Genomic DNA, 15,496 nt, shown 5'->3' with positions numbered 1-15,496 from the left:
CGTTCAGATGGGCGTACCACCCCTTCGTCTCCGGATAGGCACTCCCACATGATTCACGACTCCGCCGCCGCCCCGCCCGCCCGCGCCGGCAAGCGCGAATGGACAGCCCTCGGCGTCCTCGCCTTACCGGCGCTGCTCATCAGCCTCGACAACACGGTGCTGCACCTGGCAGTTCCGCATCTCAGCGGGAGCATCGAGCCCAGCGGACTGCAGTTGCTGTGGATCGTCGACATCTACAGCTTCCTGATCGCCGGTCTGCTCGTCATCGCGGGGACGCTCGGCGACCGGTTCGGCCGTCGGCGGCTGCTGCTGGTCGGTGCGGCGGGCTTCGGACTGGCCTCCGTGCTCACGGCGTTCTCCTCCAGCGCGGAGATGCTGATCGTCAGCCGCGCTCTGCTCGGCATCGCAGGGGCGACCCTGATGCCGTCCTCGATGTCCCTGATACGCAACATGTTCCTGGACTCGCGACAGCGGTCCGTCGCCTTCAGTGTGTGGATCGCCTGCTTCCTCGTGGGAGGGGCGCTCGGTCCCCTGGTCGGCGGTGCGATGCTGGAACACTTCTGGTGGGGATCGGTCTTCCTGCTGAGCGTGCCCGCGATGGTGCTGCTGCTGATCCTGGGGCCGGTGCTGCTCCCCGAGTACCGGGACCCGAACCCCGGCAGGATCGACCCCGCGAGCGTACTGCTGCTGGTGACATCCCTGCTGGCGACGGTGTACGGGCTCAAGGTGCTGGCCGGCAAGGGGTTCGACGTCCTGCCGGTGGTGCTGCTTCTCGCCGGACTCGCTCTGGCCGTGGTCTTCGCGGTACGACAGCGGCGCCTCACCCACCCCCTCCTTGACCCCGCTCTGTTCCGCGAGCGCACCTTCTCCGTCTCCCTCACCACCATGAGCCTCGCCCTCTTCGTGATGTCGGGCTCGCAGTTCTTCGTCGCGCAGTATCTCCAGATGGTGGTGGGGCTGTCGCCGCTGGAGACCGGGCTGGCATCCCTGCCCGGCAGTGTCGGCGGGGTGGCGGGTGCCCTGCTGGCCCCGCTGGCACTGCGCTGGATGCGGTCCGCGTACGTGATGACGGTGGGACTCGCCATGGCCGTGGTCGGTTTCGCCGTACTGACCCAGGTCGAGACGGAGAACGGACTCGTCCCGGTGATGGTCGCGCTCGGGATGCTCAACTTCGGAGTGGCACCGACCATCGCGCTCGGCACCGACATGATGATCGAGTCCGCGCCGCCGGAGAAGGCCGGGGCGGTCTCCGCGATCTCCGAGACCTGTCAGGAACTCGGCCTGGGCATGGGTATCGCGATCCTCGGCAGTGTCGGGACCGCCGTGTACCGCGCCGAGGTCTCGGACACCCTGCCCGCCGGCGTGGCCTCCCGGGCCCAGGACACCATCGGATCGGCCGTGTACGAAGCCGGTCGACTGCCGGACGAGGTCGGCGCGGCGGTCCTCGCCGCAGCCCGGGAGGCGTTCACGGACAGCCTCTTCTACGTCAGCGTCATCTGCGTGGTGGTCACACTGCTGGTCGTGACGACCATCGCGGTGTTGCGCCCGACGCCGGGGGGCGGCGATCACGGCCTGGACGGCGCCGAGGAGTTGGACGGCCACGGGGCCGCCGGTGGTTCGTCGCGTACCGGTCCCTGACAGGAATCGATGCGTCGGCGCGTGGCCCGCCGCCGGACGGCGGCACCGGATGACCGGAGCCATCGACCGACGTCATCGTTCGGTGCCACCAACGGTCCCCGCCGATCCGGTGAGGCGGGACTGGGGGAGGGGGAGGGCGGCGCGCGGGACCACGTCTTCTGCCGGGTGGCGATCGTGCGCGGGCGCCGGCCCGCGCCTGGCGCTCTCCGTTCGTACCTCACCACAGAGGGGTGTCCCGCACGTCCCGGTGGCTGAGAGTACGGCGTCGCCGGATGTGGTGCTTCGCCCGGCGGAGGAACGTCCGCGTACGGGAGGTAGGGGGCGTTCCTCCGACGCGGCGAGAGCCGTAGCTGTCGTCGCACGTCCGCCGGGAATGGCGAGACATCCCTCAGGCAGGTGGCCGGCGGATACCGGCCGACCGGTCGCCCGCGTCGCACACACCATGCCCCCTTGGGGCCGAGTGGATTCCCGCGTTCCGCCCGTGAAGGAAGGTCCGTGTAACAGCACCCGGCCGGAGCTTCCTTGAGGATTGAAACATCGTTAAAACTGACACGTTTCGACGCCCCCGGTATGACGTAGGCTTCCGATCTGCCGATGTCGGGCCAGTCGGTGAACGGTTGAGATCGAGTTGCGCCCAATTCCCGTTCGAAGCAAGGAGTCGCGTCAATGTCTGAACTGAACCGCCGGGGATTACTCACTCGTGCCGGACTTGTCGGGGCCGGTCTGGTCTCGGCGGACTTCTTAGCCGGAGGTGGCACCGCGGTCGCGGCGGGGACGAGTGCCGGGGAGTGCACGCCGGCGTTCGGCTCCGTCACCGTGCAGCCCGGGGACCCCCGGTACGACAGCTTCATGCGTGCGCACAACACCCGCTTCAGCAACCGTCCGGACCAGGTCACCATCGCGACCTCCTCGGCCCAGGTCGCCGAGGCGCTCGGCCGCGCCGTCGCGGCCGGCCGGCAGGTCGCCGTCCGCTCCGGCGGCCACTGCCTGGAGAACTTCACGACGTACTCCGGGGTCAAGCACCTCATCGACCTCTCGCAGATGTCGGACGTCTACTACGACGAGCGCCGGTGCGCCTTCGCCGTGGGCCCCGGCGCGATCGTGGCCCCGACGCAGAACACGCTCTTCAAGGGCTGGGGCGTGACGATACCCTCGGCCGGCTGCTCGGAAGTGGGTCTCGGCGGGCACATACTCGGCGGCGGTTACAACTTCTTCTCCCGCATCCACGGAATCGCCGTCGACCACCTCTACGCCGTCGAGGTGGTCGTGGTGGGCGCCGACGGTCAGCCCCGCACCGTCGTGGCGACCAGTCGGGCGGACGACCCCAACCGTGACCTGTGGTGGGCGCACACGGGCGGTGGCGGCGGCAACTTCGGGATCGTCACGCGGTACTGGATGCGTACGCCCGGGGTGGTCTCCACCGACCCCGGAAAGCTCCTGCCCCGCGGCTCGAACCAGCGGGTCCGCAACGTGCAGTGGTCGTGGGACAACCTGTCGCCGCAGGCGTTCAAGACGCTCGTGCGCAACTACTCCCAGTGGTACGAGCGCAACAGCGCGCCGGGCGCCAAGGAGGTCCAGGTGTGGGCCTCCTTCTCCGCCTCGCACCAGGCCGCCGGTGTGATCGGCCTGATGGCCGGTGTCTCGAAGGACATCCCGGACGGCGAGGCACTGCTCGACGGTCTCTTCGAGGCCACCACCGCCGGAGCCGGTGTCACCGCCGTCGCCGACACCCGGTACGAACTGCCGTGGCTCGACCGGGACAACTGGTTCTGGGGTCCTCCCGGACGCCAGAAGGACAAGACGTCGGACCTCAAGAAGAGTTACACCGACGAGCAGTTGGGCACGATCTACGACTACCTGACCGACGACTCCATCAGCAATCCGGGCGCCCAGGTGAACCTGGCCGCCCTCGGTGGGAAGATCAACTCGGTACGTCCCGACGCGACCGCCTACGTCCACCGGGACTCGATCCTGCGCGTCTACTTCACTCCCGGTGTGTGGCGCGAGGAGGCGGACGACGCCACGCACGTCGGGTGGGTGCGCAGGCTCTACCGTGACGTCTACCGCAACACCGGCGGCGTTCCGGTGCCCGACGCCATCAACGCCGGGGCGTACATCAACTACCCGGACGTCGACCTCGCCGACCCGGAGTGGAACACCTCCACCACCCCGTGGCACGGCCTGTACTACGGCGCCAACTACGCGCGGCTCCAGCGGGTCAAGGCGGCCTACGACCCGCGTGACGTGTTCCGCCACGCACTGTCGATCCGCCCCGCCTGATCCGGCATCGGCGCGGATTGCCCGCCGGACGGCCTCGTCCGTCCGGCGGGCACACCGGCCCCCTGCGCGGGGCCTGTCCCCCTCCGGACCGTCCCGCACCTCCCGGTGGATCGGCGGGCGGTGCCGGCTGTGGTGCAGCACACGGCGGAGGGACGTCCGCACACGGGATGCGCGGGGGGCGTTCCGGCAGCCCTCGGCTGCTCCTCGCTGTCGTCCCGCGTCCGCCGGGAAGCGCGGAGCAGCCCCCGGGCAGGTACGCCCGGGCATCGGCGACGGGAACCCGGGGAAGACCGCACCCGCACACCGGATTGCCCGGTGGGCGAATCCGGGAAATTCGCACATTCCCTTCCGCCGAACCGCCTTCTTTCGGCCAGAGAAATGCGAACGGGAGTATCGGGTCCGCCTTGACACCCCGTGCCTGCTATGAATTCGTTTGTGCTTGACAGAAAGTCTTCGAGCGCCCCGGCAGACCTCCGGCCTCGTACTCCGCACCGGACCCAGGCGGGCCCGACGGTGGTCCGGCCGAGCGTCCGGGGCCAAGGTGTCGCAGACAACAGGGAGATCGAAATGACTGCCGAGACGTCCGGCGTCGACAATGTCGCGAGTTTCTACGAGGGCCTCGGCCAGGTTCTCAATATCGCCTGGGGTGAGAATCTGCATTACGGCCTCTGGGAGAACGACGCCGACGACAGCACGGTCGAAGTCGCCACAGCCCGGCTCACCGACCTGCTGATCAGCATGCTCGACCCCGCGCCCGGCGCCTGCGTCCTCGACATCGGCTGCGGTGTCGGCAAACCCGCCCTGCAGCTCGTCGCGGCCAGGAAGACACATGTCACCGGCATCGATGTCAGCGATGCCGAGGTGAAGCAGGCCACCGAGCGCGCCGCCCGGGCGGGCCGGTCGGAGCTGACCACCTTCCGGAACGCGGACGTGAGGGAACTGCCCTTCGGCGACGACTCGTTCGACGGCGCATGGGCGGTCGAGTCCCTGCTCCACGTGCCGGACCGGAGCCGCGCGCTCGCCGAGACGGCCAGGGTGCTGCGGCCCGGCGGGCGGCTGGTGATCGCCGACACCGTCGAGCGGCCGCCGGTGGGGCCTGAGGCCCGTGCGGTTCTCGACGAGATCTGCGCCTCGTACCACGTGAGCGCCTACGCCACCGCCGACGAGTACAGAGGACTGCTCACCGCGAACGGGTTCGTCGACATCGACATCCGTGACATCAGCGACAAGGTCGCCCGGACAGGGATGATCATGGCCGATGCCGTCGAGGCCCGGCGCGAAGAACTGGCGCGCATTGACGGGCCGGAGCCGGTCGACCAGTACATCGGCCTCATGCGTCGCGCCGCGGCCAGCCCGGAGATCGGGTACCTGGCGATCGTCGCGACGCTGGCCCCGGCGTCCGGCTCCTGATCACGTCCGGCACGCGCCGGCTGCCCGGCACCCCTCCGTCACGTGGGGTGCCGGGCAGTCATGCTGCCGACCTCGGCGCGCCGGGCCCGGAGGGGCGGCCACTCGCGCACGTCCCAGGGCTCGGGAGCCCGTTCCCGAGCCCGTGCGCCCGCACCGCGGCGCGGGCGTCCCGTCCGGTCGGGTGAGGACCGACCCCCGTCAGCGCCCCGGCCCGTAAACGGTTCCCGTCACCGGTAGCCGGACGCGTCGGCGGGCTTGCCCGCCTCCTCCACCTCGACCAGATAGCGCCAGCAGTCGGGACGCGAGCCGTCGAGGTCGGTGAAGCCGTACTCCTGCGCGAGCTGCCCGCTGGACACCGACTGGCCGTTCCAGCGCGCGACCTCCGCGTCCCCCGCCAGCGCCGCCACCGCACGTCCTACGTACGAGGGGCTCTCCGAGATGCAGAAGTGCGGCACCTCGGTCAGCGCGTCGCGCCAGGTCTCCTCCGTGACACCGAGCGTTTCGAGCATCATCTCCGAACGCATCCAGCCCGGCGTGAGCGTCACCGCCGTCCCACCGTACGACTTCAGCTCGTGCGCGAGCACGAAGCCCATCCGCAGCACACTGTTCTTGACCAGGTCGTAGAAGTACGAATTGCGGTAGCGGCTGCCGTTGTACGCGGAGGTCCCGTCGGTCATCTCCACCACGAGCCCGCCGGGCCGGCGCACCAGAAGCGGCAGCAGGAAGTGGCTGGAGATCGCGTGGGTGTCCATTCCGAGCCGCATCAGCCGCAGCCCGTTGTCGAGATCGTGCTCCCACACCTTCTTGTCGAACTCGAACAGCCGCTCCCCGCCCCAGACGTCGTTGACCAGCACGTCGAGCCGCCCCTGCTCGGCGTCGACACGCTCGGCGAGCGCACGGACCTGCTCGGGAACCAGATGGTCGGTCGGCACCGGGATCCCCGTCCCACCCGCCTCGGTGACCAGCTCCGCGGTCTCCTCGATCGTCTCGGACCGGTTGTACTCCGAGCGGCTTTTCCGGGTCGTACGGCCGGTGACGTAGACCGTCGCACCGGCCGCGCCCAGTTGGACGGCGATGGCTCGTCCGGCTCCCCGGGTCGCACCCGCGACCACTGCGATCTTCTCCTGGAGGTCCGGAGCTGGTGTGTCGGACATGAGTCCCATGGAGTTCCCTCATCTGTCTGTGCGTTTCCGGCCCGCGTTCGTCCTGGACGCGAGCGGCTTCACACCATGATCACCTCTAAACCCGACAACCCCTGTCGTCTTTTTCGGCCGTTCTGCGCGAGCGGGGCGGAAGGGCCTTGTTCACCGCGTCGGCCGGGCGAGTCATCGGCCGTGTACTCGGGAGAGGCCGCGTCGGCGTCCCGCACAGCGGGACCCGGCCCGTGGAAGTCCCAGGCACCCTACGGAGGGAAGAGCGGGGTGGCTACAGTGTCAGCACGATCCTGCCGAAGACCTCACCCGCGTCCATCTTCCGGTGCGCCGGCGCGGCTTCGTCCAACGGCAGCAGTTCGTGCACCACCGCTTCGATCTCTCCACGAGCGGCTGCGGCGAACTGCTCGCCGCGCCTGGCAGGCCAAGGGGGCGTGCTTCGAGCTCGTCTCCCTGCACGTGACCGCCGGAGCGGACGTCGCCTTTGCCCACGCCCTCATCCGCTGCGGCACGCCGCAGGACCTGGCCGCCCGCCCGGACCGACGCCTGCGGCTCACCCTCGGGCTGCGCAAGGAGTCGGGCCGCTGGTGTGTCGCACACGAGCACCCCTCGTTCCCTCTCGATACCGGCGGCGAGGCCGAGCGGGTACTACAGGCGCTGCATCAGCGCTGGTTCGATGCCACTGCGGCGAAGGACCTGGACGTGATGACGGCCGACATTGCCGATGACGTCGTCTCGTACGAGCATGGCACGCCGTTGCGGTACATGGGGCTGCCGGCCGTCCGCGAGGTCTTCGACGCTTCCGGGGCCGTCGCGTGGACCAAGCCCGACCTGCAGATCCTGGTCCGTGGCGATCTCGCCGTTGCCTGGGGGCTGGACCGCATCACCGTCGAGCAGGGCGATGCGAGCGCCGAGAGCTGGTCCCGGGGCACACGCGTCTTCCGCCGGGCGGAGGACGGACAGTGGCGGATGGTCCTACCAGCATCTGTCCTACCCCGCGACCGGCGGACCGGCGAGGCTGGAACCGACCTGCGCCCCTGAGGAGCCGGGCGGGCGCGTGCCCTTCGACATCTGATGGCGGACCCCCGGTCGGCACGTCCGCCGACGGGCCCACCGAAACGGCCGGCCGATGGGGCCGGTCGGTCCTCCAAGGGGACCAGCGGCCCCTGCCAGGGGATCCCGCCGCAGGGAGAGGCTGAAGCCGGATCACCGACACAGGAGGTGGGCATCATGCCCCGCACGATCACCGTGGGACTCGACGGATCGCCCGAGAGCCGCGCTGCCGCCGAATGGGCCGCCCGCGAGGCGGCGCTGCGCGGCCTCGCGGTGAGGCTGGTCCAGGTCTGGCAGCCGGTGCCGGAGCCGATGGCCCAAGCCCCGCTCCTGGGTCCTGACACCCACCAGCACTGGACCGAGCGCATTCTCCGCGAGGCCGCCGGGGGCCTGAAGTTGCGCCACCCCGGACTGGACGTGGTCACCGAGCAGTGCTCGGGGACACCGGCCGAGGCTCTCGTGGGCGCGGCCCGCGAGGCGGAACTGCTGGTTCTCGGCTCCCGCGCGCTGAGCGGACTCGGCGGCTTCCTGGTCGGATCCGTCGGCCAGGCCGTCGTCGCCCGGGCCGATGTCCCGGTAGTCCTGGTACGGGCGGGGGAGCAGGCCGCCGACGAGCACGTCATGGACAGCGCCGGTATCCCGTCCGCCGCCACCGCGTTCCGGCCCGTCGTCCTCGGCCTGGACACCGGCCGCCCGGACGACACCGTCGTCGCCTTCGCCTTCGAGGAGGCTCAGCGCCGCGAGACCGCCCTGTACGCGGTCCAGGGCTGGAGCCTGCCACCGTACTTCGTCTACAGCATGGCCGCCGATGTCGACACCGCCGACGTCATCGCCCGGGAGGAGGCCGCGGCACTGTCCGAGGCCCTGCGCCCCTGGCGACAGAAGTACCCGGACGTCAAGGTCGCCGAAATATCTCGTCTCGGCAGCGCCGCCGGCCTCCTGATCGACGCCTCCCGCGACGCCTCCCTGGTCGTCGTCGGCCGGCGCGTGCGCCGCAGCCCGGTGGGCGCGCACATCGGTTCCGTCGCACACGCGGTGCTGCACCACTCGAGCGCACCCGTCGCCGTCGTCGCCCATTCCTGACACCGCCGATCACAGAGGGGAGCAGACTCCATGAAGGCAGCAGTGGTACGAGAGTTCGGTAAGCCCTTGGTCATCGAGGAGCGGCCCGACCCCGAGCCCGCCCCCGGCCAGGTCCGCGTACGCGTGGAGGCTTGCGGACTGTGCCACACCGATATCCACGCCGCGCACGGCGACTGGCCGGTCAAGCCGGCCCCGCCGTTCGTGCCGGGCCACGAGGGAGTCGGCCTCGTCGAGAAGCTGGGTGACGGTGTCACGCATCTGATCGTCGGCCAACGGGTCGCCGTGCCATGGCTGGGCCGGGCCTGCGGGCGGTGCGAGCACTGCCTGTCCGGGTGGGAGACGCTGTGCGAGAGCCAGGTCAACACCGGATACGGGTGCGACGGCGGATATGCGGAGAAGATGCTGGCCTGGGCGGACTTCGCCCAGCCCGTCCCCGACGGCATCAGCGCTGTCGAAGCGGCCCCGCTGACCTGCGCGGGCGTCACCACGTACAAGGCCCTCAAGGTCGCGGACGTCCGGCCCGCCCAACTCGTCGCCGTATCGGGTGTGGGCGGCCTCGGGCACCTGGCGGTGCAGTACGCGAAGATCGCCGGTGCTCGGGTGGCCGCCATCGACGTCAGCGACGACAAGCTCGAACTCGCCAGGGAACTCGGCGCCGACATCATCATCGACGCCCGAAGTCAGGACGTCGGGGTGGAGCTGAAGCGGCACGGTGGCGCCCACGCCGCCCTCGCCCTGGCAGTGAACCCCGCCGCCTTCGAGGCCCTCAACTCCGGTCTGCGGCGGGGCGGGAAGCTCGTCATGGTGGCGATGCCCGCGCACGGTGTCGTGCAGGTCCCGATCTTCGACACCGTACTGAACGGCACCTCGGTGATCGGTTCCATCGTCGGCACCCGCCAGGACCTCGCCGAAGTCTTCCAGCTGCACGCGGCCGGGCGGACGAGGGTCATCCACGAGACCCGCCCGCTCGCCGCCGTGAACGAATCCATCGACGAGGTCCTGCGCGGCCAGGTCAAGGCCCGGATCGTCTTCGACCTCGGCGCAGGAGGCTGAGAACGCGGTGCGTGCCGCGGTGCTCCCGCCCGGCCCGGGAACCGGGCTACGGTGGCGGGAGAGCACCGGTGCCGCACGGCATGCACGGCATAGCGGCGACGGCGATCACCTCCCCCTCAGGAAGGCATCCGAGGGGGAGGTGTCCGCACGTCAGGTGGTGGGTCGCAGTGAGTCCTTCCCGGCGCACTTCCTGCTCCCGGCCAGATCCAGGGTGTCCCGGGCGAAGCAGTCCCACGCACGGCCGAGCCCCGTAAGGCGTGTGCGCCGGTCGCGCGAGGATGTGCGGACGGCGGGCCGAAACACGCCGCCGTGCTGCTCGCGCCCCTGAAAACACTTGGACGCCGACAGTTCGGCCACGGGAGACTCTTCTCTCCGGATTTCCTGCCATGGACGCCCGGTGAGCCGTGGCCCGATGCGGAGGCGTGCGCCCTCAGGAGCGGCGTGCGCCACCTGACGGAGCCCGGAGCAACTGCCCGCGAACGGACGTGAGGTCGGCATGGGATCGCAGCAGTTCCGCAGTACCGGACCGGGTGAAGGCCCGGTCCGTATCGCTCTCCGCCACTATCTCCGGGAACTTTCCCGCCAGCGCTTACTCTCCGTACCGGCGCTCGCGCTCCCGGCTCTCGGCAACATCGGCATCACGTACGTCGCGCCCCTGGTCGTCGCCAAGCTCGTGGGCCGGATCGCCGACGACGGGCCCCTGGGCATCCGTGACGCTCTTCCCTACGTCGGCGTGTTCGCAGGCGTACTGCTCCTGGCGGAAGCCCTGTGGCGGCTGGGTCTGCACTGCCTCAACCGCGTCGACGCCCGTGGCATCGAGCACCTGTACGTCACCGGCATGGACGAGCTGTTCGCTAAGGACGCCGCCTTCTTCCAGGACAACTTCGCCGGGTCACTGACCAAGCGGGTGCTGAGTTTCGCCTCGCGTTTCGAGGAGTTCGTCGACACCCTCACGTTCAACGTGGTCGGAAGCCTGGCCCCGCTGCTGTTCGGCACGGTGATCCTCTGGAGCTACGACCCGCTGCTCGTGGCCGGACTCCTGATCATGATCACGTTGACGGCGGTGTGCGCCGCACCTCTCATCCGGCGCCGCCAGAAACTGGTCAACCGTCGCGAGGATGCGATCGCCCGCGTGTCGGGTCATGTGTCCGACGCGCTCATGAACATGGACACCGTGCGCGCGTTCGCCGCCGAGGAGCGCGAGGCCGCCGAACACCGGGCACGGGTCGCGGAGTCCCGTCGGTTGACGCTGCGCTCCTGGGACTACGGAAACCTCCGCATCGACACCCTCGTCGCGCCGCTCTCCGTCCTGACCAACGGGCTGGGCCTGCTCCTGGCCGTCGGCATCGGAGCCGGCGGCGGCAGCGTCGAGGCGATCGTGGTCGCCTTCACGTACTACACCGGTTCCACCCGCATCATGTTCGAGTTCAACCAGATCTACCGCCGCCTCGAGAGCTCGATGACCGAGGCGGCCCAGTTCACCGAGCTGTTGCTCACCCCGCCCACCGTGCTCGACCCGGTGGCACCCGAACCGCTGGACCCTCGGTCCGCGGATGTCCGCTTCGAACGCGTCACCTTCGCGCACGACGGGGGCGCCCCCATCTTCGACGGGCTGGAACTGGACGTGCCCAGCGGAGCGAGGATCGGTCTCGTCGGACGTTCCGGCGGCGGCAAGACCACACTCACCCGGCTCCTGTTGCGGATGGCCGACGTCCAGTCCGGCCGCATCCTGATCGGAGGTCAGGACATCAGCCGCCTACGCCAGTCCGACCTGCGGAGCCTGATCGCGTACGTCCCCCAGGAACCTGCCATGTTCCACCGCACCCTGCGGGAGAACATCCTCTTCGCGCGCCCGGACGCCACCGAAGCGGAGATCCGCGCCGCGGCCGACGCCGCACACGTCACCGAGTTCGCCGACCAACTGCCGGCGGGCTTCGACACGATGGTGGGGGAGCGTGGCGTCAAGCTCTCCGGCGGGCAGCGGCAGCGGGTCGCCCTGGCCCGTGCCATCCTGCGCGACGCGCCGATCCTGCTGCTGGACGAGGCGACCAGCGCGCTGGACTCCGAGAGCGAGACCCTCGTGCAGCAGGCTCTGTGGCAGCTGATGGAGGGCCGGACCGCGTTGGTCGTCGCGCACCGCCTGAGCACCGTGGCAGCCATGGACCACCTCATCGTCCTCGACCGCGGCCGCATCGTCGAGCAGGGTACCCACCACCAACTGCTGCGTACGGACGGCGCCTACGCCAAGCTCTGGCATCACCAGTCCGGCGGCTTCCTCGTCGACACCGTCGCCGGCCGGCCCGCCGACGCGGCCGAACCACGCTGACGGCCCGGAGCCCCGGACCGAGGGAGCCGAGCCCTCGACGCGGCAGGACAACAGGACGCGGAGGCTCGTTCAACGCTGCGACGCGGGGTTCCCACAGTCCCGTGGGAGCCCCGCGTCGTGCGGACAGGCGGAGCCTCAGCTCAGCGGTTCGATGCGGATGTTCCGGAACCGCACCTTGTTCCCGTGGTCCTGGAGGCGGATCGCTCCGGCTGACGGCCCTTCCGGCCGACCCGCGCCGGTCGGTCCGTCGATCGCGATGTCGTCATGGACCTTCCGGCCGTTCCACACCACGGTGACGCGCGCGTCGGCGGTCTTGCGGCCGCCCTCGTCGAAACGCGCGGCGCGGAAGGTGACGTCATACGTCTGCCAGGTCTCCGGGGCAGTCGCCGCGTTGATGTCGGGCGCCTTCTTCTGGTAGATCGCCCCCGCCTCGTTCGTGTCCGGGGTGGTGTCGCCGAACGAGTCGAGGATCTGGAGCTCGTAGCGGTCCTGGAGGTAGATGCCGCTGTTGCCCCGGTCCTGGCCGGTCACCTCGTCCGGAAGCAGGGGCACCCGGAATTCCAGGCTCAGTCTGAAGTCCTGGTAGGCGTCCTTGGTGCGGATGTCACCGCAGCACACCTCCATCGACCGCTCGGCGGTCAGCGGCCATTGGACGCGACGGCCGTCCGTGTGCTGCCACTGGTCCTGGGAATCGCTGGTGCCGTCGAAGAGGGAGACGGGCTCCCCGTGAGGGCGGACGGTGATCAGGTCGAGGTTGACATGACCGGTGTCACCGGCATCGAAGCGGTACGAGACGGTGTTCGCCCCGGCGTGCAGGCGGACCCGCTCGGTCCGCGTCGCCCAGTCGTCCCATGTGCCGGTCGAGGCGAGCGGGGTCTGTCTCACCTTCTGCCCGTTGACGTAGAGCGAGAGGGACTTGGTGCCCTGGTAGGGGTTGGGCCCGTTGGCGTAACGGAGGTTCACGTCGTAGTCGCCGACCGCGGGGACCGTGACGTCGAAGGTCGTGGCGGCCTTGCCCTCGGTGTTGTAGCGGTCGACGAAGCCGCTGCCCGAGTAGCCGGGATGATCGGTGTTGATACCGGCCGTACCGGTGAGACGTGCCTCCTCCGCCTCGTACAGGGTGGCCGCAGGCGGCTGCTTGCCCGGCAGGGCGTTCAGCGTGTACCAGGCTTCCGTGCTCCACAGCGCCTCGCCGGACGCGGAGGCGAAGGGGCGCGGCGAGCGCAGGTGCACCACCCGGCCGGGCTTGAGCCCGTCGAGCCGCAGACGTACCGTACGGCCGTCGTCGGCGAGTGCCGCGGAGCTGATGGAGAGCCGCTCCTCGGCGATCTTCGGGCCGCCGTAGTCGGACGTCGGGGTGTAACGCCACTGCTCCGCCCGGTAGCGGGACGCCAACTGCTCGGCGGTGTCCGCCGACAACGGCTGGGTGTACTCGAGGTCGAAGCCCCCCGGGACCGCCCGCATCTCCTTGATATCGAAGGTGTTGCCGCCGTTCGGTGTGAGCTTCTGCAGGCCGAACTTCAGCTTCTCCTGCTGGCCCCAGTTGCCGTCGGCGCCGAGGCCGCCGGTGTAGAGGGCACCGTCGGGTCCCATGGTGATGCGGTTGACGCCGGCTTCCAGCCCCTGCGTGTAGCGGAACACGGCTCCCTGGTACTCGCCCTTCACCTTCTCCAGGTACGCACGCTGGAGTCCGCCGTAGGTGACGTCACCGATCAACAGCTGACCCGCGAACCGCCCCTTCGTCAACTGCAGCGGAGTGCTGGGTGAGTTGGCTATCTCGTTCTGCGGCAGCCAGAGCACGGGCTGGGAGACGGGCCGGCTGTCGAACGGGCCCGACGGCTCGGTGTAGTGGTTGAAGAAGCGGTCCTGCCTGATGTGGACGAGCTTCGACGCGGGGAGCCAGCCACCCTGGTTGTCGGTGGTGAAGATGTCACCGCCGGGGCCCCAGCCGATCCCGTTCGGAGTCCGCAGGCCGCCCGCGACCGGCTGGATCCTGCCGGTCTTCCTGCTGACCTTGTACGTCGTGCCCCGGCCCGGTGCCGGCTGCGGAGTGGTGGTCGCACCACCGTAGTTGATGGCCACGGACAGGTTGACGTAGAAGTATCCGTCCCGGTAGAGCAGCCCGAAGGCGAACTCGTGGAAGTTGCCGCCGTAGGGCCAGGTGGCCACCGTGCGGTACTCGTCGGTGACGGAGTCCTGGTCCGTGTCGACGAGTTGTGTCAGCTCGTGCTTCTGCGAGACGTACAGCGATCCGTCGACGTACTTGATGCCCATCGGCTCCCGGAGGCCGCCGGCGACCTTCTTCACCGTCACCTTGTCACGGCTGGTGTCGCCGGTGACATGGTCGAGGAGGTACACCTCCCCGGCGCGATTGTCCGTACCGCCCCAGGTGGAGAGCGCCAGACGTCCGTCGGGAAGCCAGTCCATACCGGTGACCTGTGGTTCGAAGCCGTCCGGGCGCAGGTCGGTGAGGTCGAGGTCGGGGCGCACACCGGCGAGCGGCAGGCCGTCGCCGGGGCTGTCCGCCCCCGATTCGCATTCCTTGCGGCCCGGCGCCGTGACCCGGACGACCCCGGCGTCGGTGCTCAGGGACTCGCGCGGGACGACGGCGAAGTCACTCGCACCCGGGGGCCGCCACGCCAGAGTGAGTTGTTGCCCGCCGCCCGCCTCGAAGTAGTCGATGCGGAACGGGTGTGACCCGGCGCTGAGGTGGACGGACCCGTCCTTCGACTCGGCGCCGTGCAGACCGTCGTGGTCGATGACCTCCTGGTCGTCGACGGTGAGGCGCGAGCCGTCGTCGCTGGTGAGGCGGAAGGCGTACGTGCCGTCGGCGGGTACGACCAGATAGCCGGAGGCCTGGGCCATGAAGTTGTCCGCGTAGCCGCCGAAGTCGGCGACCGTGGACCAGTCCACGGTGGGCATCAGCGTGTCGTGGTTGGGCGTCTGACCCGGCTTGAGCGTGCACAGCGAGCTGAGTGGCACCTGGGTGTCGAAGACGCGAAGGGTGACACCCGGTTCCTGGGGCGGAATGTCGTCGGGGGCGGCGGCGGCCGGGAGGGCGGTCCAGACGCCTCCGGTCAGGAGGCTTCCGACGAGCAGGGCGGTGAGTCGTCTTCGGGCACGTGGGAACAGCCGTGGATGCATCGGTCCTCCAGAAGGGGGTCGCACTCCGGTGGGGCTGAACGGATCCGCGAAACAGCAGAACACCTGCGGTTGCGCCGCCACGCTAGGGGACTTCTGCTGAGGAAGTCCATACTTTGTCATCTCCGAACTCAAAGTGACCTCTCGGGCACCGGAGTTCGCGGTACGGGCGGTCCTGCGACCGGCCGACGCGGGCTGAGCGGGGAGAAGGCTGCGCCCCGGACCACGCCGGATGAGGGACCGGACTCCAGTGGAGGACGCGGGAACGACCTGACCGCGCACGTGCGGTCGCCGTACGAGGACGCCCCCTCTTCGGCGCCCCGCGGCCCGCCCGGGAGGTCGGCAACACGCCTACCCCCGG

General features: G+C 69.8%; 9 protein-coding genes and 2 pseudogenes. 8 read left to right on the top strand and 3 right to left on the bottom strand.

Annotation, left to right across the window (positions count from 1 at the left end; genetic code table 11):
• Positions 1–48: 48 nt before the first annotated feature.
• From ACH4VO_RS10100 to ACH4VO_RS10090, 3 genes are all read left to right on the top strand, one after another.
• Positions 49–1,638: an MFS transporter gene (locus ACH4VO_RS10100; RefSeq protein WP_360988393.1), complete on the top strand. Its 1,590-nt coding sequence runs from the start codon at positions 49–51 to the stop codon at positions 1,636–1,638.
• Between the two features lie 849 nt (positions 1,639–2,487).
• Positions 2,488–3,918 carry a BBE domain-containing protein gene (locus tag ACH4VO_RS10095; protein ID WP_360988396.1) on the top strand — a complete coding sequence of 477 codons (1,431 nt, stop codon included), beginning with the start codon at positions 2,488–2,490 and terminating at the stop codon, positions 3,916–3,918.
• A gap of 567 nt (positions 3,919–4,485) precedes the next feature.
• On the top strand, positions 4,486–5,328 hold the full coding sequence (locus tag ACH4VO_RS10090) for a methyltransferase domain-containing protein (RefSeq protein ID WP_360988398.1): 843 nt from the start codon (positions 4,486–4,488) through the stop codon (positions 5,326–5,328).
• A gap of 227 nt (positions 5,329–5,555) precedes the next feature.
• Here ACH4VO_RS10090 and ACH4VO_RS10085 read toward each other — a convergent pair whose 3' ends face one another.
• Positions 5,556–6,482 (bottom strand): SDR family oxidoreductase, encoded by a 927-nt coding sequence (locus ACH4VO_RS10085; RefSeq protein ID WP_398440914.1) that lies wholly within the window; start codon positions 6,480–6,482, stop codon positions 5,556–5,558.
• Between the two features lie 271 nt (positions 6,483–6,753).
• A pseudogene (locus ACH4VO_RS10080) lies at positions 6,754–6,894 on the bottom strand (zinc-binding dehydrogenase); the annotation flags it as partial.
• Here ACH4VO_RS10080 and ACH4VO_RS10075 point away from each other — a divergent pair.
• From ACH4VO_RS10075 to ACH4VO_RS10055, 5 genes and pseudogenes are all read left to right on the top strand, one after another.
• Positions 6,894–7,097 (top strand): annotated as a pseudogene (locus ACH4VO_RS10075) (nuclear transport factor 2 family protein); the annotation flags it as partial. The pseudogenes ACH4VO_RS10080 and ACH4VO_RS10075 sit on opposite strands and share 1 nt — an antisense overlap.
• A gap of 87 nt (positions 7,098–7,184) precedes the next feature.
• Positions 7,185–7,520 (top strand): YybH family protein, encoded by a 336-nt coding sequence (locus ACH4VO_RS10070; protein WP_398440922.1) that lies wholly within the window; start codon positions 7,185–7,187, stop codon positions 7,518–7,520.
• A gap of 189 nt (positions 7,521–7,709) precedes the next feature.
• Positions 7,710–8,615 carry a universal stress protein gene (locus ACH4VO_RS10065; RefSeq protein ID WP_360988402.1) on the top strand — a complete coding sequence of 302 codons (906 nt, stop codon included), beginning with the start codon at positions 7,710–7,712 and terminating at the stop codon, positions 8,613–8,615.
• A 30-nt stretch (positions 8,616–8,645) separates the two neighbouring features.
• The gene (adhP, locus tag ACH4VO_RS10060) at positions 8,646–9,668 is read left to right on the top strand and encodes an alcohol dehydrogenase AdhP (protein ID WP_360988404.1); all 1,023 of its coding nucleotides are present in this window, start codon (positions 8,646–8,648) and stop codon (positions 9,666–9,668) included.
• Between the two features lie 496 nt (positions 9,669–10,164).
• Positions 10,165–11,994 carry an ABC transporter ATP-binding protein gene (locus ACH4VO_RS10055; protein WP_360988406.1) on the top strand — a complete coding sequence of 610 codons (1,830 nt, stop codon included), beginning with the start codon at positions 10,165–10,167 and terminating at the stop codon, positions 11,992–11,994.
• Between the two features lie 135 nt (positions 11,995–12,129).
• Here ACH4VO_RS10055 and ACH4VO_RS10050 read toward each other — a convergent pair whose 3' ends face one another.
• Positions 12,130–15,138 (bottom strand): family 16 glycoside hydrolase, encoded by a 3,009-nt coding sequence (locus tag ACH4VO_RS10050; RefSeq protein ID WP_360988408.1) that lies wholly within the window; start codon positions 15,136–15,138, stop codon positions 12,130–12,132.
• Positions 15,139–15,496 lie beyond the last annotated feature (358 nt).

Source organism: Streptomyces sp. NPDC020780 (assembly GCF_044334475.1).
Taxonomy (GTDB): Bacteria; Actinomycetota; Actinomycetes; order Streptomycetales; family Streptomycetaceae; genus Streptomyces.
Note: the sequence above shows the minus strand (reverse complement) of the source record. Positions and strands in the feature narration are given on the sequence as shown.